General features: G+C 71.6%; 16 protein-coding genes. 8 read left to right on the top strand and 8 right to left on the bottom strand.

From position 1 onward, the window contains the following. The first annotated feature begins 7 nt into the window (after window positions 1-7). Window positions 8-1,024, top strand: coding sequence for a phosphotransferase (locus IF655_RS25560; protein WP_199587468.1), 1,017 nt, complete (start codon window positions 8-10; stop codon window positions 1,022-1,024). A gap of 31 nt (window positions 1,025-1,055) precedes the next feature. On the opposite strand, the gene IF655_RS25555 is transcribed toward IF655_RS25560, so the two are convergent. The 3 genes from IF655_RS25555 to IF655_RS25545 all read right to left on the bottom strand — a co-directional run bounded on the left by IF655_RS25555 (window position 1,056) and on the right by IF655_RS25545 (window position 6,468). Further along, window positions 1,056-2,000, bottom strand: coding sequence for a DMT family transporter (locus IF655_RS25555; protein ID WP_199587467.1), 945 nt, complete (start codon window positions 1,998-2,000; stop codon window positions 1,056-1,058). A 190-nt stretch (window positions 2,001-2,190) separates the two neighbouring features. Continuing rightward, window positions 2,191-3,312: a peptidoglycan bridge formation glycyltransferase FemA/FemB family protein gene (locus tag IF655_RS25550; protein ID WP_199587466.1), complete on the bottom strand. Its 1,122-nt coding sequence runs from the start codon at window positions 3,310-3,312 to the stop codon at window positions 2,191-2,193. A gap of 141 nt (window positions 3,313-3,453) precedes the next feature. After that, window positions 3,454-6,468: an FAD-binding and (Fe-S)-binding domain-containing protein gene (locus tag IF655_RS25545; RefSeq protein ID WP_242488934.1), complete on the bottom strand. Its 3,015-nt coding sequence runs from the start codon at window positions 6,466-6,468 to the stop codon at window positions 3,454-3,456. Window positions 6,469-6,750: 282 nt separating this feature from the next. Here IF655_RS25545 and serC point away from each other — a divergent pair, with 282 nt between their 5' ends. Next, the gene (serC, locus tag IF655_RS25540) at window positions 6,751-7,869 is read left to right on the top strand and encodes a phosphoserine transaminase (protein ID WP_199587465.1); all 1,119 of its coding nucleotides are present in this window, start codon (window positions 6,751-6,753) and stop codon (window positions 7,867-7,869) included. Between the two features lie 78 nt (window positions 7,870-7,947). Here the strand turns inward: serC and IF655_RS25535 are convergent, their stop codons facing one another. Beyond that, on the bottom strand, window positions 7,948-8,946 hold the full coding sequence (locus tag IF655_RS25535) for a WD40 repeat domain-containing protein (RefSeq protein ID WP_199587464.1): 999 nt from the start codon (window positions 8,944-8,946) through the stop codon (window positions 7,948-7,950). 143 nt (window positions 8,947-9,089) lie between these two features. On the opposite strand from IF655_RS25535, the gene IF655_RS25530 reads away from it, so the two are divergent. The 3 genes from IF655_RS25530 to IF655_RS25520 all read left to right on the top strand — a co-directional run bounded on the left by IF655_RS25530 (window position 9,090) and on the right by IF655_RS25520 (window position 11,449). Beyond that, the gene (locus IF655_RS25530) at window positions 9,090-9,764 is read left to right on the top strand and encodes a GDSL-type esterase/lipase family protein (protein ID WP_199587463.1); all 675 of its coding nucleotides are present in this window, start codon (window positions 9,090-9,092) and stop codon (window positions 9,762-9,764) included. A gap of 83 nt (window positions 9,765-9,847) precedes the next feature. Continuing rightward, complete coding sequence (locus IF655_RS25525; RefSeq protein WP_307815056.1) at window positions 9,848-10,408, top strand: Uma2 family endonuclease; 561 nt, start codon at window positions 9,848-9,850, stop codon at window positions 10,406-10,408. 48 nt (window positions 10,409-10,456) lie between these two features. Continuing rightward, window positions 10,457-11,449, top strand: a complete 993-nt coding sequence (locus IF655_RS25520; RefSeq protein WP_199587462.1) for an aldo/keto reductase — start codon at window positions 10,457-10,459, stop codon at window positions 11,447-11,449. A gap of 172 nt (window positions 11,450-11,621) precedes the next feature. Here the strand turns inward: IF655_RS25520 and thpR are convergent, their stop codons facing one another. Further along, complete coding sequence (gene thpR, locus IF655_RS25515) at window positions 11,622-12,194, bottom strand: RNA 2',3'-cyclic phosphodiesterase (RefSeq protein WP_199587461.1); 573 nt, start codon at window positions 12,192-12,194, stop codon at window positions 11,622-11,624. 48 nt (window positions 12,195-12,242) lie between these two features. Between thpR and IF655_RS25510 the strand changes: the two genes are divergently transcribed. Then, window positions 12,243-12,755: a GNAT family N-acetyltransferase gene (locus IF655_RS25510; RefSeq protein ID WP_199587460.1), complete on the top strand. Its 513-nt coding sequence runs from the start codon at window positions 12,243-12,245 to the stop codon at window positions 12,753-12,755. Between the two features lie 17 nt (window positions 12,756-12,772). Here IF655_RS25510 and IF655_RS25505 read toward each other — a convergent pair whose 3' ends face one another. Then, on the bottom strand, window positions 12,773-14,134 hold the full coding sequence (locus IF655_RS25505; protein ID WP_242488933.1) for an MFS transporter: 1,362 nt from the start codon (window positions 14,132-14,134) through the stop codon (window positions 12,773-12,775). Window positions 14,135-14,164: 30 nt separating this feature from the next. Continuing rightward, the gene (locus IF655_RS25500; protein WP_199587459.1) at window positions 14,165-14,602 is read right to left on the bottom strand and encodes a MarR family winged helix-turn-helix transcriptional regulator; all 438 of its coding nucleotides are present in this window, start codon (window positions 14,600-14,602) and stop codon (window positions 14,165-14,167) included. A 136-nt stretch (window positions 14,603-14,738) separates the two neighbouring features. On the opposite strand from IF655_RS25500, the gene IF655_RS25495 reads away from it, so the two are divergent. Continuing rightward, on the top strand, window positions 14,739-14,978 hold the full coding sequence (locus tag IF655_RS25495; RefSeq protein WP_199587458.1) for a ribbon-helix-helix protein, CopG family: 240 nt from the start codon (window positions 14,739-14,741) through the stop codon (window positions 14,976-14,978). A gap of 54 nt (window positions 14,979-15,032) precedes the next feature. On the opposite strand, the gene IF655_RS25490 is transcribed toward IF655_RS25495, so the two are convergent. After that, window positions 15,033-16,487, bottom strand: coding sequence for an NCS2 family permease (locus tag IF655_RS25490; protein WP_199587457.1), 1,455 nt, complete (start codon window positions 16,485-16,487; stop codon window positions 15,033-15,035). A gap of 193 nt (window positions 16,488-16,680) precedes the next feature. Here IF655_RS25490 and IF655_RS25485 point away from each other — a divergent pair, with 193 nt between their 5' ends. Beyond that, window positions 16,681-16,947, top strand: coding sequence for a DUF2530 domain-containing protein (locus IF655_RS25485; protein WP_199587456.1), 267 nt, complete (start codon window positions 16,681-16,683; stop codon window positions 16,945-16,947). Window positions 16,948-17,091: the final 144 nt, after the last annotated feature.

Below are 17,091 nucleotides of genomic sequence, written 5' to 3'. Positions count from 1 at the left end.
TCACCCGATGCGCGAACTGACGACGACCGTCGACCTGCCGGAACTCCTGCGTACGGCACTGGGCGCAGCCGCCGAGATCGTCGGCGTCGAGCGACTGCGCGGCGGCAGCAAGAAGGGCGTGTACCGGGTACGTCTCGCCGGGACCGCCCCCGCCGCCGTGATCGTCTACCGGTGGGCGCCGGACGAGGACTTCTGGCCGGAAACCGGCGGGGAATCCCCCCTGGACCCCCTGACTCCCGCCACCGGCCTCGCCCCCTACCTGGCCGCACACCACGCCCTCCGGGACGCGGGCGTCCGCACCCCGGAGCTGCTCCACGCGACCGAACCCGGCGCGACCGATCCCGGCACGCCCGGCTCCCCCTCCGCCGACCTCGCCGTGGTCGAGGACCTCCCCGGCGGCACCCTGGAGTCACTCCTGGCCGACGACCCCACCCGCGCCGCCACACCCCTGACCGAACTCGCCCGCGTCCTCGACCACATGCGACACGCCCAGTCCTCGCACTACGGCCGTGTGGGCACCCCACACCCCTCCGACGTCGGCAGCGCCTCTGCCCCCACCCCCGCCGAGCAACTGGTCCTCGACCGCGCCCTGCGGGACCTCACCGAAGCCGCCTCCCGCGACGCCACGATCCACGCGGCGCACGACCGCCTCGCGACCCGCCTGCACGACCTGCGCGCCCGCGTGCACCCCCGCACCGCCTACGGCCTCGTCCACGGCGAACTCGGACCCGACCACGTCCTCCTCGACGCCGACGGTCACCCGGTCCTCATCGACATCGAGGGTCTGCTCCACTTCGACGTGGAGTGGGAGCACACCTTCCTGCGCCTCCGCTTCGGCGCCCACTACGACCGTCTCGCCCGCCCGGACCTGGACCCCGACCGCCTCGCGCTCTACGCCCTCGCCCAGCATCTCTCCCTGGTCACGGGCCCTCTCCGCCTGCTCGACGGCGACTTCCCCGACCGCCGGGCCATGCTCGGCATCGCCGCCCACAACGCGGGGGCTGCCCTGGCCACGCTGGAGTGACCGGCGAGCCGGGCAGCGCTCGGGTTTCGGCTCAGGCTTCCGGTGCGCGCGTGGGGACCGAGGTGCGGCGCGTCTGGGTGCGGACCGCGCCGATGCTCGCCGCGATGACCAGGGCGATGGCCGCCGCCTGCATGGCGGACAGGGTCTGGTCGAGGACGAGGAAGCCCGCCGTGGCCGCGAGGGCCGGTTCGAGGCTCATCAGGATGGCGAAGGTGGGGGCGGGCAGGCGGCGCAGGGCGAGGAGTTCGAGGGTGTAGGGCAGCACCGAGGAGAGCAGGGCGACCGCCGAGCCGAGGGCGATGGTGGTCGGGTTCAGCAGCTTGGTGCCCGCCCCGGCGATGCCCAGCGGGAGGAAGAGCAGCGCGGCCACCGCCATGGCGAGCGCCAGCCCGTCGGCTTGTGGGAAGCGGCGCCCCGTACGGGCGCTGAAAACGATGTAGGCCGCCCACATGGCGCCCGCGCCCAGGGCGAAGGCCACACCGGCGGGGTCGAGCGTGTCGAAGCTGCCCCCGCCCAGCAGGAAGACACCGCCGAGGGCGAGCCCGGCCCACAGCACGTTGATGGCGCGGCGGGAGGCGAAAACGGAGAGGGCCAGCGGGCCCAGCACTTCGAGGGTGACGGCGGGACCGAGCGGGATACGCGCGACCGCCTGATAGAACAGCCCGTTCATCCCGCCCATGGTGATGCCGAAGACGATCACCGTGGTCCAGTCGGCGCGGGAGTGCCCGCGCAACTTGGGGCGGCAGACCACGAGCAGCACCACGGCCGCCGCGAGCAGCCGCAGCATGACCACGCCGAGCGCGCCCGTGCGGGGCATCAGCGTCACCGCGAGCGCGCCGCCGAACTGGACCGAGATCCCACCGGCCAGCACCAGCCCCACCGGACCGAGCGAGCCCAACCCGCCCGGCCCGTCCGGCGGCGACGGCCGCTCACCGGTTGCCGGGGTGGTCGTGCTGGAGGTGCTGACGGGAGTCACGGGCGGTCCTGAGGTCGGGCTCGGAACGGATCTTGTGCATCTTGGTGTACTGCCCGGTCCACGGTAATGGACCACCGTCAGGTGTGTGAAGCGATTTCACGGCTGTACGACCGACCGTCCCGGATGCTGAGAAGCGACCCGGCGCGCACCTCTGAGCCCACCCCGGCGCCCACCCCCGCGACCAGCGGTTTCAGCGGCGGCGCATGTACGTCTCCAGCGCCTTGTGCAGCAGCCGGTTCAGCGGGAAGTCCCACTCGCCCACGTACTCCACCGCCTCGCCGCCCGCCCCCACCTTGAAGCGCAGCAGACCGAGCAGATGGTCGGACTCCTCCACGGTGTCGCCGATGCCCCGGAAGTCGTAGACGTGCGCGCCGCGTTCATGGGCGTCGGACATCATGCGCCACTGCAGGGCGTTGCTGGGCTGGACCTCGCGCCTGCGGGCGGTGGAGGCGCCGTAGGAGTACCAGACGTGTCCGCCGACGGTCAGCATCGTCGCCGCCGCGAGCACCTCCCCGTCGTGGTGCGCGAGGTACAGCCGCATCCGGTCGGGGTCCTCTGCGGTGAGCGCGGTCCACATGCGCTGGAAGTACGGCAGCGGGCGCGGCACGAACCGGTCGCGCTCGGCGGTCTCGGTGTACAGCGCGTGGAAGACCGGCAGGTCCTCGTGGCCGCCGCGCACGACCTTGACGCCCGCCTTCTCGGCCTTCTTGATGTTGCGCCGCCACTGCTGGTTGAGACCGCGGTGGAGGTCGTCCAGGGAGCGCCCGGCGAGCGGCACCTGGCACACGTACCGGGGCTGTCCCGCCGCGAAGCCCTCCTCGGCGCCCGGCTCGGACTGCCGCCAGCCCATGCGGCGCAGCCGGTCGGCCAGTTCGCGGGCGCGGGGGTCCTCCGAGGTGGGCTCGGCGTCGCGCAGCCGGTGCGCGGCCGGGTCCGCGATGGCGGCCTTGACCGCCTCGGGGCTCCAGCGCCGGGCGACCACGGGCGGACCCATCTTCACCGAGAAGGCGCCGCGCGACTTCAGGTAGGTCAGCAGCGGGGCGAGCCAGCGCTCCAGGTCCGGGGCGTGCCAGTCGATGACCGGACCCTCGGGGAGGTAGGCCAGATACCGCCTGACCTTGGGCAACGGCCGCAGCAGCACCAGACCCACCCCGACCAGGCGCCCGTCCTCCGCGAACCAGCCGAGGCTCTCCGCCGTCCAGTCCGGCTTCACCTCACCCCAGGACGGCATCTGCATGTGGCTGGCCGAGGGGAGGGACGCGACGAAGGACAGATGCTCGGCTCGGGTGACGGGACGCAGGGTGAGAGTCATGCGCGGGACTCCTTCAGGTCGCTGTGCGCTCACCCTACGAGCGCGCTCCGCCCCCGGCCCCGGCACCGACCGCCCCGCGCCCCGGCCCCGCACGCCCCTGAGCGCGTCGCCGCGAGGGCGCCCTCCGGTCGTTCCTCCCGCTCACGGCCCTCCTTCCGCCCGGTCCAGCGCGTCCGCGAGCACCTCCGCGAGGTGGCGGCCGCGTATGCCGGTCAGTTGGGCCAGTTGGGTGCGGCAGGAGTAGCCGTCGGCGAGGATCACGGCGTCCGGGGGTGCCTGCCGGACCGCGGGCAGGAGCTGGTCCTCCGCGCAGGCGCGGGAGACCTCGAAGTGTCCTTTCTCGAAGCCGAAGTTGCCCGCGAGCCCGCAGCAGCCGCCGCTGAGGTCACCGGTCAGCCCCGCCGACGCGCGCAGTCCTCGGTCGGCGGTGTCACCGAGCACCGCGTGCTGGTGGCAGTGGGTCTGGCCGGCCACCGGGCGGTCCACGGCGGGCGGCGTCCACAGGGGCGCGTGCCGCTCCAGCGCCTCCGCGAAGGTGAGGACGGAGGCGGCGAGCCGGTCCGCGCGCGGGTCCTCGGGCAACAGCTCGGGCAGGTCGGAGCGGAGCGCCGCCGCGCAGCTCGGCTCCAGGACGACGACCGGGGCGCCCGCCTCCAGCACCGGTTCCATCAGGTCCAGGGTGCGGCGCAGTACTGCGCGGGCGGCGTCGAGGCGACCGGTGGAGATGTACGTGAGCCCGCAGCAGACCCGGTCCCGGCGGGCCCGGAGCAGCGCGGTCGCCGCGCGTGAGCGGCCGTCCCCGACCGGGCGTCCCCGCAGTCGCAGCGTCGGCGGCAGGGCGACCCGCAGCCCGGCCGCCTCCAGCACCCGCACCGCCGCCCGGCCGACGGACGGGGACAGATGCTCGGTGAAGGTGTCCGGCCACAGGACCACCAGGTCCCCGGTCCCACCCGGGGCGGTACGGCCCGCGAGCGCGCCGCCCCCGAAGGCGCCCGGACCGCCGACGCCGCCCGGACCGCCCAAGCCACCGTCCGGGTCGCGAGGACTAGCCCGCCCCCGCCACCACTGCCCGAACGTCCGCTCCGCCACCCGGGGAATCTCCCGCTCAACCGCGATCCCCGCCGCCCGTCGCGCCGCCCGGGCCAGTGGGCGTACCGAGGCGAGCGCGTTGAGCAGGGGCGCGGTGCGGGTGCGGGCGATCCAGCGCAGCCAGACCGGGAGCGAGCCCATGCTGTAGTGCGCGGCGGGGCGCAGGCGTCCGGCGTAGTGGTGGTGCAGGAACTCTGCCTTGTAAGTTGCCATGTCGACGCCGACCGGGCAGTCCGAGCGGCAGCCCTTGCAGGACAGGCACAGGTCCAGCGCGTCCCTGACCTCGGTGGAGCGCCAGCCGTCGGTGATCAGCTCGCCCGCGAGCATCTCGTGCAGCAGCCGGGCTCTCCCGCGTGTGGAGTGGGCTTCCTCGCCGGTGGCCCGGAAGGAGGGGCACATCACGGCGGACCCGGACACGCTGGTCGTACGGCACTTGGCGACGCCTACGCAGCGGCGGACCGCCGCGCGGAAGTCGCCGCCGTCGGCCGGGTAGCCGAAGGTCACCTCCACCGGGCGGCGGGGCAGCACGGCGAAGCGCAGGTTGGCGTCCAGCGGTGCCGGGCGGACCAGTATCCCGGGGTTGAGCAGGTCGTCGGGGTCCCAGACCGCCTTGGCCCGCTCGAACAGCTCGACCGTCTCCGCGCCGTACATGCGGGGCAGCAGCTCCGCGCGCGCCTGTCCGTCGCCGTGCTCCCCGGACAGCGAGCCGCCGTGCGCGACGACCAGGTCGGCCAGGTCCTCGGAGAAGCGGCGGAAGCGGCTGACGCCCGCGTCGGTGAGCAGGTCGAAGTCGATGCGGACGTGGACACAGCCGTCCCCGAAGTGGCCGTAGGGCGTTCCACGCAACCCGTGCCCGGCGAGCAGGGCGCGGAAGTCGCGCAGATAGGCGCCGAGGCGGGCGGGCGGCACCGCGCAGTCCTCCCAGCCGGGCCACGCCTCCGTGCCGTCGGGCATCCGGGTCGCGGTGCCGGCCGCGTCCTCGCGCAGCCGCCACAGGGTGCGCCGTTCGGATGGGTCGATGACCACGCGCGCGTCCACCGCGTCGGCCGCGCGGACCACCGCCTCTGCCCGTGCGCGTGCCTCCCCCGGCGTTTCCCCGCCCGTCTCCACGAACAGCCAGGCGCCGCCCTTCGGCAGCCCCGCCGGTGCGCGGATCAGGTCGGCGGCCATGCCCTCCACGGTGAGCGGGGCGAGCGGCAGCAGTCCGGGGGCGGCTTCGGCGGCGGCGCTCTCGTCGGCGTAGCCCAGCACGGCGAGGGCACGTGCGCGGGGTTCCGGGACCAGGTTCACGACCGCCTCGGTGAGGATGCCGAGGGTGCCCTCGGAGCCGCAGAAGGAGCGGGCGACGTCCGCGCCGTTCTCGGGCAGCAGGGCGTCCAGGGCGTACCCGGAGATGCGGCGCGGCAGGTCCGGGAAGCCGGTGCGCAGGCGGGCGAGTTCACCCTCGGCAAGTTCCCGCAACCCGGGCGGTGCCCCTGCCCAGTTCCCGCCGAGGCGCAGCCGGTCGCCGCGCGCGGTGAGCACGGACAGCTCGCGCACACTGTCGGCCGTCGTGCCCCAGGCCACCGAGTGGGAGCCGCAGGAGTTGTTGCCGATCATCCCGCCGAGCGTGCAGCGGCCGTGCGTGGACGGGTCGGGTCCGAAGCGCAGACCGTGCGGAGCGGCGGCCTCCTGGAGGCGGTCGAGGACCAGGCCAGGCTGGACCACGGCGGTTCCCGCGCCCGGGTCCAGGTCCAGCAGGGCGTTCATGTGCCGGGTGAAGTCGAGGACCACGCCCGTGCCCGTCGCCTGCCCGGCGATGGACGTGCCCCCGCCGCGCGCCACCACCGGCACCTCGCGCGCCCGGCACACCTCCAGCACCGCCGCCACGTCGTCCGTGTCCCGGGGCGCCACCACGCCCAGCGGGACGCGGCGGTAGTTGGACGCGTCCATCGTCACGAGGGCGCGGTCGGTGACGCCGAAGCCGACCTCGCCCCGCACGGCGCGCCGCAGCTCCGCTTCCAGCCCCTGCGCGAACGCCTCTCGCTCGAACAGCCCTTCCGCCGACAGCCCTTCCTCGAAGCTCATCCCGTCCCCCGTAGCTCGCTCGTGGTCCCGTAGTTCGCTCGCGGTCCCGCGGACCGGTCGTGGTCCTCGTGGACCGGTCCTGGTCCCGCAGGCCGGTCGTGGTCCGCAGACCGGTCGTGGCTCCAGCATGCATCCGATCACTCACCGGCATCGGAAGTTGTCCACAGGCCCTCCCCGCTCCTGGGATCGTCGTACGAGCCCACAAGTCCACGAACCGGAGATCTCGTCTCATCCGACGGACAGGGCTTCGTACCGTTTCGCGCACCGGATACGCTCCGACTCGTGGCCGACATCGAGATCCCCGCTGACATCAAGCCCGCCGACGGACGCTTCGGCGCGGGCCCCTCCAAGGTGCGGACGGAGGCGCTGGCGGCACTCGCCGCCACCGGCAGCTCCCTGCTGGGCACCTCCCACCGCCAGGCCCCGGTCAAGAACCTGGTGGGCCAGGTCCGCGAAGGCATCAGCTCCCTGTTCTCCCTCCCCGACGGCTACGAGGTCGTCCTCGGCAACGGCGGCTCCACCGCGTTCTGGGACATCGCCACTCACGGGCTGATCGAGAACAAGTCGCAGCACCTGAACTTCGGCGAGTTCTCCTCCAAGTTCGCCAAGGCCGCCAAGCTCGCGCCGTGGCTGGCCGAGCCCACCGTCATCGCCTCCGACCCCGGCACCCACCCCGAGGCGCGCGCCGAGGCGGGCGTGGACGTGTACGCCTTCACGCACAACGAGACCTCCACCGGTGTCGCCATGCCGATCGAGCGCGTGGCCGGTGCGGACGAGGGTTCGCTGGTGCTGGTGGACGCCACCTCCGGCGCGGGCGGTCTGCCGGTCGACATCGCGCAGACGGACGTCTACTACTTCGCCCCGCAGAAGTCCTTCGCCTCCGACGGCGGGCTGTGGATCGGCGTCTTCTCCCCGGCCGCGATCGAGCGCGCCGAGCGGGTGCACGCCTCCGGGCGCCACATCCCGGAGTTCTTCTCGCTCCCCACGGCGATCGACAACTCCCGCAAGAACCAGACGTACAACACCCCGGCGCTCGCCACCCTCTTCCTGCTCAACGAGCAGCTCGAGTGGCTGAACGGCCAGGGTGGTCTGGACTTCGCGACCGGACGCACCAAGGACTCCTCGACGCGGCTGTACACCTGGGCGGAGGAGTCCAAGTACGCCACGCCGTTCGTCACCGACCCGGGCAAGCGCTCGCAGGTCATCGGCACGATCGACTTCTCGGACGAGGTCGACGCGGCCGCCGTCGCCAAGGCGCTGCGCGCCAACGGCATCGTGGACACCGAGCCGTACCGCAAGCTCGGCCGCAACCAGCTCCGGGTCGCGATGTTCCCGGCGATCGACCCGGCGGACGTCGAGGCGCTCACGAAGTGCGTGGACTACGTGATCGAGCGGCTCTGACCGCCGATTGAACGACAGCAGGGGGCGCCCGGTGTCACACCGGGCGCCCCCTGCCGTACGCACGCCTGCCGCGCGCTTCTACGCGCCGTCTCCCTTGCGCCGCATCCGCCGCACCCCGAACAGCGCGGCGGCGCCGAGGGCCACGACGACGGCGCCCATCCCGACGTTCCCGCCGGAACCGACACCGTCACCGTCACCGTCACCGGATGCCGAACCCCCGCCTCCGGACGGCGACTTGGACGAGGAGGCGTCCGTCGCCCCCTTCGGCGCGTCCAGGGCGCGCACCGAACTCTCCGCGCCCTCGCTGCCGTAGAGCAGCTTTGTGCCGTCGACGGAGTAGGAGACGGACTCCCCCTGGCCCTGGAGGGGCACGTCGAGCCGGCCCTTCCGTTTGATCCTGCCGCCGTTCCAGTCGTAGTAGACGCCGCCGAAGTAACCGCGCACGGCGAGCTGTCTGCCGTTGGGCGAGAGGGCGGCGTCGGTGGCCCACAGGTCGACCGTGGCGACCGGGCGGAAGATGTTCGTGCCCGAGGAGGACAGTTCGGCGGGACCTTCGTAGAGGTGGCCGCCGTCCTCGTTCTTGTCGATGATGTACGCGCGCCCGGTCTTCGGGTCCACGATCAGCGACTCGGCGTCGCGCGGGCCGTCGGAGTACTTGACCACGTACTGCGTCGCCGTGATCGTCTGGTCCTTGAGCGTCTTCGGCTCGGGCAGCCGGTAGATCCACACGTAGGGCCAGCGGCCATGGAAGTTGTCGCCGATGTCGCCGACGTAGAGCTGGTTGTCGGGACCCATGGAGATGGCCTCGACGTCGCGCGGGGCGCCGATACCGCGCAGGGTCACCGTGGCGACGGTCTTGCCGGTCGCGCTGTCGACGGCGTACAGATACGGGCCGTCGTCGCTGTCGTTGTGGGTCCAGTAGATCCCGGGGTGCTGCCGGGAGGCGGCCAGGCCGCTGGACTCGGTGATCCTGGGGTCCTTGATGGTGAACCCCTGGTCCCCGTCGGCGGCGGACGCGGGCAGCGCGCAGGCCCCCGCGAGCAGGGCCCCGGCGAGCAGGGCGAACGGTCGGCGCATGAGCCAAGCGTGCCACTCCGCGCGGGTGTTCACCGGGCGAGTCGTACGCCTACCCATGACGCCTTCCCGTGACGCCTTCCCGTGGCGGGCCTCACACCCCTCCCGATTCCCCGGGCGGCCCCGCGATCGTCCATGATGAGCGAATGCTCAGGTTCATGCCCGTAGGTGACTCCATGACGATCGGGAGCGCGGGCGAACACACGTGGCGCTACCGGATGTGGCAGCACCTGCGCACGACGTACGGCGGCCCCTTCCAGATCGTCGGCCCCCGCGAGACGCTCTACGACCAGGCGACCGGCGCGGCCGACTCCTACGAGTACGCCGACCCCGACTTCCCCCGCGCGCACCTCGCCGGGTGGGGCGAGGGCTGGCTCCACATGGCCCCCCTGATCGGCGACGCGGTCCGCGCCCACCGCGCGGACGTCCTCCTCGTCTCCCTCGGTCTGATCGACCTCGGCTTCTACACCAACGCGGAGCAGACGGCGGACAACGTCCGGTCGTTCATCACCGCCGCCCGCGAAGCCCGCCCCCGCGTCCGCATGGTCCTGCTCCCGGTCATCCCCAACGTCCGCGCCGCCGAGGACACCCCCTTCGCCGACCAGGTCGCCCTCTTCAACACCCTCCTCGCCAAAACGGTCGCCGACCTCGACGAACCCCGCGCGCCCCTGCTGCTCGCCTCCACCCCGAGCGGCTGGGACATCCACACCGACACCTACGACGGCACGCATCCCAACGCGAGCGGGGAACACCGGATCGCGGGGGCGTTCGCGGGGGCGATGTACGAGGCGTGGGGGGTGGGGGAGCCGTACGTGGCTTGATCACATCGGCGTGATCCGGTGTCACCTGGTTGCCGCGCGCTTCGTTGAACAACTCGCCCGAGAACGGTGGGGAGGGAAGCCACGTGGCCGCGAACGGCACGACGAGCACGCTGGACGACTGGTTCGCGCTCCTCGAAGCGATGCCGGTGCCCCAGGGGTACAGGGCCGAGATCATCGAGGGGACCGTCCAGTTGACCCGGCGACGAGACACCCGGTGGGACATCACCGCCGACCTGTACGACCAACTGCGGACGAAGTACCCGCGCAACCGGCTGAAGTCGGATGTCCGGCTCGACCTGCCAGGACCGCTCAACAGCTTCGCCCCCGACCTGATGCTCCTCGCCGAGGGCGCCGAGCGGACGGCAGCCGGTCTCTGGCGCTGTGCGGACATCGAGTTCGCGGCCGAGGTCACGCCCCAGGACACGACGGACCCCGAGGACAGCCCGAAAGTGGCCGCGTACGCCGAAGCGGGAGTCCCGGTGTATCTCGTCGTGGACCCCCGCCAGGGCAGGTCCCACGCCTACACCACGCCGAAGAAGGACACCTACGCGGTCAGGCTGACGGTCACCTTCGGGGGCGGGATGAACCTCACCGGCACCCCGCTGGACCTCGTCCTCGAAACCGGCGCCTTCCCCCGCGACTGACCCCACCCGCTTGCCTGGAGCGCACTTCAAGTCGTTGGCTAGGGAGGCATGAGGTACACGCAGCTTGGACGTACGGGACTGAAGGTCAGCCGGCTGGTGCTGGGGACCATGAACTTCGGGCCGCAGACCGACGAGGCGGACAGTCACGCGATCATGGACGCGGCGCTGGACGCGGGGATCAACTTCTTCGACACGGCGAACGTGTACGGCTGGGGTGAGAACAAGGGCCGTACCGAGGAGATCATCGGCAACTGGTTCGCCAAGGGCGGCGAGCGGCGCGAGAAAGTCGTACTGGGCACCAAGGTTTACGCGAACATGGGCGCAGAAGGCGACGCGTGGCCCAACTACGACAAGCTCTCCGCGCTGAACATCCGCCGCGCGGTGGACGCCAGCCTGAAGCGGCTGAAGACGGACTACATCGACCTGTACCAGTTCCACCACGTCGACCGGAACACCCCGTTCGAGGAGATCTGGCAGGCGATCGACGTCCTGGTCACCCAGGGCAAGATCCTCTACGCGGGCTCCTCCAACTTCCCCGGCTACAAGATCGCCCAGGCGAACGAGACCGCGCTGCGGCGCGGCAACACCATCGGCCTGGTCAGCGAGCAGTGCCTGTACAACCTGGAGGAGCGGCGCGCCGAGATGGAGGTCATCCCGGCAGCCCAGGAGTACGGGCTCGGTGTCATCCCCTGGTCGCCCCTGCACGGCGGACTGCTCGGCGGGATCATCCGCAAGGAGGCCGAGGGCGGTCGCCGCACCTCGGGCCGCGCCGCCGACGCGCTCGCGAACGCGGCCGTCCGCGCGCGCCTGGAGGCGTACGAGGAGCTGCTGGCCAAGCACGGTCTGGAGCCCGGCGAGGTCGCGCTGGCGTGGCTGCTGACCCGCCCCGGCGTCACCGGTCCGATCGTCGGACCGCGCACGGCGGACCAGCTCGCGTCCGCGCTGCGCGCGGTGGAGCTGGAGCTGAGCGAGGAAGTGCTGACGGGCCTGGACGAGATCTTCCCGGGTCCGGGACCCTCTCCGGAGGCGTTCGCCTGGTAGGGGCGGCCTGGTAGCGGCAACAAAAGCCGTCGGCACGACAGTGAGGGCCGCTCCCGGACACACCGCGGAGCGGCCCCGCTAGCGGAGGGCCGCCACGGCGACGACCACCAGCATGAGAACAAGCGCACCGGCCATGATCCGGTTCCGGGTTTTCGGGTCCACGGGAACGAGCCTAACCGGACGCGCCCAGTACCCAGCGGGCGACCGCCTCGTACCGGGGCTGCTCACCGGGCACGCCGGAGGTCGGCAGGTTGCTGCGGACCAGGGTGAGGGCGTCGACGGTCCAGGTACGACCGCCGAAGTCCGCGAGGGCGTCGGTGTACGGGCGGAGGTCCACGGTGCCCCTCCCGCGCGCGAGGGTGAGGTGGGGCTGGTAGCGCCGGTGCTCCTCGTGTCCGACGCCCGCCTTGCGCCCCGCCGACCGCGCCCGCTCGGCCAGCAGCCGCAGGGCCGCCACGTCGCCGTGCGCGCCCGTCCACAGCGCCTTGCCGCCCCCGAAGCGCCCGCCGCCCGCCAGCGCGAGCGGGAAGGGCGCGGTGCGGTGGGCGGCGCGGGCCAGCCGCTCCGCGAGGGCGGGGACCAGCTCGTCCGGGACCTCGCCGTAGAAGGCGAGGGTGAAGTGCCAGCCGGGGCGGCCGGTCCAGCGCAGTTCGTCCGCGCCGGGCAGCTTCCGCAGCAGCGCGACCTCGGCGGCCAGTTCGGCCGCGGCGTCCGCCGGGGGCAGGACGGCGGCGAAGAGTCTCATGCCCTCACCCTGGCAGACGGAGCCGCGGGGCACCCGCATGATGAGGACATGACGATCACGATGCGGGAGGGCGGCCCGGCGGACGTACCGCTGGTCCTCGGAATGTTCGACAGCGCGGTCGCCTGGCTGGCCGCCCAGGGGCGTACCGGGCAGTGGAGCAGCCGTCCCTGGTCCGAGGACCCGGCGGCGGTGGCGAAGATCGAGAAGTACGTCGCGCACGGCGTGCTCTGGATCGCGGAGGTGGACGGCGAGGCGGCCGCCGCGATGGTCCTCGCGGACTCCCCCACGCACTACGTGACCCCCGCCGACGAGCCCGAGCGCTACCTCCAGGTCCTGACCTCCGACCGCCGCTTCAAGGGCCACGGCGCCGGAGCCGCGCTCATCGCCCACGCGGTGGAGGAGACCCGCCGCGCCGGGGTCTCGTTGCTGCGCGTCGACTGCTACGCGGGCGACGACGGCAAGCTGGTCGCCTTCTACGAGAAGAACGGCTTCGCCCCGGCCGAGTCCTTCACCGTCGGGGAGAAGGAGTGGCCGGGGCTGGTGCTGACCCGCCGGGTCTAGGACGCCTTCCGGAGACCTCAGGCGACCGCCGTCAGCTCCTCGCGCTCGTCCTCCCGCTCACGGCGCGGGACGAAGCGCAGGCTCGGATGCCCCCGGTGCCAGCCCAGGGCGAGGCGCAGATTGCCGACCCGGGCCAGGACCAGGCCGATCGCGGTCGCCGCGGCGACCGAGACGAGACCACCGGCCGCGAAGCCCACCCGGGCGCCGTAGGCGTCGGTGATCCAGCCGACGAGCGGGGCGCCCAGCGGCGTGCCGCCCATGAAGACCATCATGAACAGGGCCATCACCCGGCCGCGCATGGCCGGGTCGGTGCCCATCTGCACGGCGGTGTTCGCGGTGACGTTGACCGTGAGCCCGAAGACGCCGATGGGCACCATGAGCGCCGCGAACAGCCAGTACTCCGGCGTCACCGCCGCCACCGTCTCCAGCGCGCCGAACCCGATCGCGGCGGCGATCAGCACCCTCAGGCGGGCCGTGCCGCGCCGTGCGGCGAGCAGGGCGCCGCCGAGGGAGCCGACGGCCATGAGGGTGTTGAAGAGGCTGTAGGCGCCCGCGCCCGCATGGAAGACGTTGTCCGCGAAGGCGGAGAGCCAGACCGGGAAGTTGTAGCCGAAGGTGCCGACGAACCCGACCAGGACGACCGGCCAGATCAGGTCCGGACGCCCGGCGACGTAACGCAGCCCCTCGCGCAACTGTCCCTTGCCGCGCGGCGCACGGCGGCCGGGGTGCAGTTCGCGGGCGCGCATCAGCATCAGACCCGCGATGGGCGCGACGAAGGACAGACCGTTGAAGAGGAACGCCCACCCGGTGCCCACGCCGGTGATCATCAGACCGGCGACGGCGGGACCGACGAGCCGGGCGGACTGGAAGTTCGCGGAGTTCAGGCTGACCGCGTTCTGGAGCTGGTCGGGGCCGACCATCTCGGAGACGAAGGACTGCCGGGCCGGGTTGTCCACGACCGTGGCGAGACCGACCGCGAACGCGGCGACGTAGACGTGCCAGACCTGGACGTGCCCGGAGAGGGTGAGCAGGGCGAGCGCGAGGCCGGTGAGCGCCATGGCGGTCTGGGTGACCAGCAGCGTGGGGCGCTTGGGCAGCCGGTCAACCAGGACACCGCCGTAGAGACCGAAGAGGAGCATCGGCAGGAACTGCAGGGCGGTGGTGATGCCGACGGCGGCGGAGGAGCCGGTGAGGCTGAGTACGAGCCAGTCCTGGGCGATGCGCTGCATCCAGGTGCCGGTGTTGGAGACGACCTGGCCGATGAAGAACAGCCGGTAGTTCCGGACCTTCAGCGAGCTGAACATCGAGGACTTGGCGGGCGAGGGGTTCGTAGGGGTGGTCGGTGCGGGGGCGGAAGCTGCTCCGGGGCCCGTACTCAAAAGGTCGCCTCCTTGCGGGTACTGCTTGGCTTACAGATGCGCGAGTTTCTCCAGCACGGGGGCGGCGGCGCGCAGGGCGGCCCACTCGTCCTCGTCGAGGCCCTCGACCAGACCGGCCAGGAACGCGTTGCGCTTGCGACGGCTCTCCTCGAGCATCGTCTCGGCCTGCTCGGTCCTGGTGACGACCTTCTGGCGGCGGTCCTCGGGGTGCGGCTGGAGCCGGACCAGTCCCTTGGCCTCGAGCAGCGCGACGATGCGGGTCATCGACGGCGGCTGGACGTGCTCCTTGCGGGCCAGCTCGCCCGGGGTGGCCTGGCCGCACACGGACAGGGTGCCGAGCACCGACATCTCGGTGGGGCTCAGCGACTCGTCGACACGCTGGTGCTTGAGCCGACGGGACAGCCGCATCACTGCGGAGCGGAGGGAGTTCACGGCGGCCGAGTCGTCGCCATGGGTGAGGTCCGGCATGTCTTTAGCGTAACTCATTACTCTGACTAAAGAACAACGGGGACGCACCGCGATGCCCGTGATGCGCGCCACTGAAGCCATAGATCACCCATAAGAGTGAGTCAGTTGCGAAAAGTGACCCATCGGGTGGCCGGATATGGCGACCCTCGTACGCATGGGGACCAGTGTGCTCAGCCTGCGGATGGACGGGGAGCTGCTAGAGAGGCTCCGGGACCGTGCGGCCAAGAGGGGAATGAGCGTGCAGGACTATGTGATCCGCACGCTCGTCCGCGACGACTTCGACGAGCGCTTCCAGAACGCGGTGGAGGAGACGGAGAAGTTCTACGGGGCCACACCGGAGGCTCGTGACGCCTCGTGTGACCCCGTAGTGCCCTGACCGGGCCGGGTGCCGGGGGTGGCCCCGGGGAGTGTTTCCCCTTGGGGCCACCCGTCAGGTCAGACCCAGTGCCGGCATCAGGTAGTAGAAGCCGAAGACCGCCGCGACGACGTACATCGCCGCCGGGACCTCCCGGGCGCGTCCGGCCGCCAGGCGCAGCACCACGAAGGTGATGAAGCCCATGCCGATGCCGTTGGTGATCGAGTAGGTGAACGGCATCATCACCATGGTCACGAAGGCCGGGATGGCGATGGTGAAGTCGGCCCAGTCGATCTCGCGGACCGAGCCCGCCAGGATGAGGAAGCCGACCGCGATCAGCGCGGGCGTGGCGGCCTGCGAGGGCACCATGGTGGCGATCGGGGTGAGGAACAGCGCGACGGCGAACAGCGCGCCGGTGACCACGTTCGCCAGACCCGTGCGGGCACCCTCGCCGACGCCCGCCGTGGACTCGACGAAGCAGGTGGTGGCCGAGGAGGAGGTGGCGCCGCCCGCCGCGACGGCGAGACCGTCGACCAGGAGGACCTTGTTGATGCCGGGCATCTGGCCCTGGGCGTCGGTCAGCTTCGCCTCGTCGCTGACGCCCATGATCGTGCCCATGGCGTCGAAGAAGCAGGACAGCAGGACGGTGAAGACGAAGAGGATGCCCGTCAGGACGCCGACTTTGCCGAAGCCGCCGAACAGGCTGACCTTGCCGATCAGTCCGAAGTCCGGGGTGTCGAGGGGGTTGCCCGGCCACTTCGGGGTGGTCAGACCCCAGGAGGGCACCTTGGCGACGAGGTTGATGATCACCGCGAGGACGGTCATCGCCACGATGGAGATCAGGATCGCGCCGGGGACCTTGCGGACGATCAGCGCGAGGGTGAGCAGCACGCCCAGGATGAAGACCAGGACCGGCCAGCCGTTGAGGTGACCGTCGGCGCCGAGCTGGAGCGGGACGGTGGTCTGCGCGACGTCCGGGATGCGGCTGACGAAGCCGGAGTCCACCAGACCGATCAGCATGATGAACAGACCGATACCGATGGAGATCGCCTTGCGCAGGCTGTAGGGCACGGCGTTCATGACGCGCTCGCGCAGACCGGTCGCCACCAGCAGCATCACGACGAAGCCGGCGAGGACCACCATGCCCATCGCGTCGGGCCAGGACATACGGGGCGCGAGCTGGAGCGCGACCACGGTGTTGACGCCGAGACCGGCGGCGAGCGCGATCGGGACGTTGCCGATCACGCCCATGAGCAGGGTGGTGAACGCCGCGGCGACCGCGGTGGCCGTCACGAGCTGACCACTGTCCAGATGGTGCCCGTACATGTCCTTGGCACTGCTCAGGATGATCGGGTTCAGCACGATGATGTACGCCATCGCGAAGAAGGTCGCGAAACCGCCACGGATCTCGCGACCGACGGTGCTGCCGCGCTCGGAGATCTTGAAGTAGCGGTCGATGGCGCCATAGGCGGGCGTACCGCCCGGCTGCTCAGGGGCGGGGGCGGCCTTGGTGGGTGCCGACGTGGGCATTCGGTTCCTCATCACCATTGGGGTTCCCCCGAGCCCCGTTGGAGTTTCCTACGATCAGAAGCGGTCAAAGGCAAACCGTTTCAGTATGAACGTATGAACCCCGGATCGCTAACTCCACGCGTAGATTTCGGCGGAACATCCGAGGGGAACAGCGCCTGCCGAGTGACCCGGGCCACCTCGTAAGCTGTCTGCCATGACGAAGTGGACACCCAGGCACGAAGCGCCGGAGCCCCTGGAGGGGCCCGTGGTCGGCACCATCACCGGCGGCACGATCCTGTGGTTCGTCCTCTTCCTGGTCCAGTTGCCCTTCTACGGCTGGTTCGAGGACCACGGACACCTGTGGTGGGTGTGGACCTGCCTGGCCGGAGCCGGACTCGGTCTGATCGGCATCTGGTACGTCCGCAAGCGGGACGCGGCGATCAAGCGGGACGCGGCGCGGGAAGCCGTACCGGTCGAGTGACCGGGCGGCCACAGCGGCCCGCAGGACCCTCGTGCGAGACCCCTGGACGGAATGCGGATTCCGTGTTGTCATGCCCACTGCTGTCCGATGACAACGTTGTTCCGCACTGCTGACAACGTTGCCTTACGCCTCCCCGAGCAAGTC

Source organism: Streptomyces sp. DSM 110735 (assembly GCF_016482685.1).
GTDB lineage: Bacteria > Actinomycetota > Actinomycetes > Streptomycetales > Streptomycetaceae > Streptomyces.
Note: the sequence above shows the minus strand (reverse complement) of the source record. Positions and strands in the feature narration are given on the sequence as shown.

Coding starts and splice junctions, on each gene's coding strand:
- IF655_RS25495 (WP_199587458.1), top strand. CDS start 14,739: ATGGCGACCCTCGTACGCATGGGGACCAGTGTGCTCAGCCTGCGGATG.
- thpR (WP_199587461.1), bottom strand. CDS start 12,194: ATGAGACTCTTCGCCGCCGTCCTGCCCCCGGCGGACGCCGCGGCCGAA.
- IF655_RS25490 (WP_199587457.1), bottom strand. CDS start 16,487: ATGCCCACGTCGGCACCCACCAAGGCCGCCCCCGCCCCTGAGCAGCCG.
- IF655_RS25510 (WP_199587460.1), top strand. CDS start 12,243: ATGACGATCACGATGCGGGAGGGCGGCCCGGCGGACGTACCGCTGGTC.
- IF655_RS25520 (WP_199587462.1), top strand. CDS start 10,457: ATGAGGTACACGCAGCTTGGACGTACGGGACTGAAGGTCAGCCGGCTG.
- IF655_RS25500 (WP_199587459.1), bottom strand. CDS start 14,602: ATGCCGGACCTCACCCATGGCGACGACTCGGCCGCCGTGAACTCCCTC.
- IF655_RS25545 (WP_242488934.1), bottom strand. CDS start 6,468: ATGAGCTTCGAGGAAGGGCTGTCGGCGGAAGGGCTGTTCGAGCGAGAG.
- IF655_RS25550 (WP_199587466.1), bottom strand. CDS start 3,312: ATGACTCTCACCCTGCGTCCCGTCACCCGAGCCGAGCATCTGTCCTTC.
- IF655_RS25535 (WP_199587464.1), bottom strand. CDS start 8,946: ATGCGCCGACCGTTCGCCCTGCTCGCCGGGGCCCTGCTCGCGGGGGCC.
- IF655_RS25530 (WP_199587463.1), top strand. CDS start 9,090: ATGCTCAGGTTCATGCCCGTAGGTGACTCCATGACGATCGGGAGCGCG.
- IF655_RS25485 (WP_199587456.1), top strand. CDS start 16,681: ATGACGAAGTGGACACCCAGGCACGAAGCGCCGGAGCCCCTGGAGGGG.
- IF655_RS25560 (WP_199587468.1), top strand. CDS start 8: ATGCGCGAACTGACGACGACCGTCGACCTGCCGGAACTCCTGCGTACG.